At 73.2% G+C, this 1,099-nt stretch carries 1 protein-coding gene; it reads right to left on the minus strand.

The annotated features are described in order from the left end of the window. Positions 1-29: 29 nt before the first annotated feature. Positions 30-860 (minus strand): M28 family peptidase, encoded by an 831-nt coding sequence (locus tag ACEN88_RS32385; RefSeq protein WP_413346328.1) that lies wholly within the window; start codon positions 858-860, stop codon positions 30-32. Positions 861-1,099: the final 239 nt, after the last annotated feature.

A 1,099-nucleotide genomic window follows, 5' to 3' on the forward strand; every position in this document is an offset into this window, starting at 1 on the left:
GCATGAGACCACGGCGGACGCGCCGGGTCTTATCCGCGCTGTCCGGCAGCCAGCGCCGTGAGCGTGCGCGCGAGGCCGCTTACCACGCGCGCCATGCCGGCAAAGACGACCTGCTCGGGCGGCTCGTCCGTATCCGGCGCGGCATTGTCCGCCTGGCGGAACGGGAAGCGCGTGAACGACGTGTCGGTGAGGACGAGGGCGGGCAGGCCGGCGCCGGGACGGTGCCACCCGGCGCGGTCGGACAGGGTCACGCCCTGCATGTAGGCGGGCGTCGCGAGGCCGTGCGCCGGGCCGGCCGCGACGCTCTGGAATGCGGACAGCGCGTCCTGCACCTCGCGCGACGATGCCAGGCTGCCCACGTAGGCGATGAAGCTGCCCGGACGCCCGGCGGACGGGAGGGCGTCGTCGACGCCCGGAAGCGCGGCGGCTTTCGGCGCGAGGAAGAACACGAAGCGGATCTCGGTGCCGCTGCTCGGACGCACGCTCGCCAGCAGGCGCGCCAGTTCCAGCACGGCCGCCGTTCCGGGCGCGCCGTCTTCGGCGCCGTCATCGCGGGCGCCGACGATGAACGTGCGCGCCGCTTTTTCGCCCGGGGGCACGCTGGCCAGCACGGCTTCGATGCGGCGTTCGTGGCCGGTCCCGCCGCGGTCCCGCACGGCGTAGCCGGCCGCCCGCAGCACGTTGCCGATGTAGGTGGCGTCCTGCGGGCCGCCCGCGAGCGCCGTCACGTGCGCGCGCAGGCGCATGGCCAAAGGCGGTTCCGGCATGGCGGCGCCGGGGTTCACGGTCATCATCGCCAGCACCACGAGCAGGACGATGGCGACGATGGCTTTCCAGTGTGCACGAAAAAAATGTCGCATGGCATGGGGCGCGGCGCAAGGGGCGACCGTGCCGGACAGGCCGGGCTCGGCGCGCGTTGCGGTCCTGGCGGACGCCGTCCGGCGACGGCTGCCGGGGCCGCCCGTGCATACAATGGAAAACCGGGGCCGGGCGGGGGGTTTTTTTTTTGGGGCCCCCAGCTGGGGCGCACTCTTGTGGGTGGAAGTCCCGCCGCGAGCTGACCACAGCGAGCGAAGCGAAGCGCAACTGCACGAGGGCG

This window comes from Massilia sp. CT11-108 (genome assembly GCF_047302915.1).
GTDB classification, from domain to species: Bacteria; Pseudomonadota; Gammaproteobacteria; order Burkholderiales; family Burkholderiaceae_D; genus Telluria; species Telluria orientalis.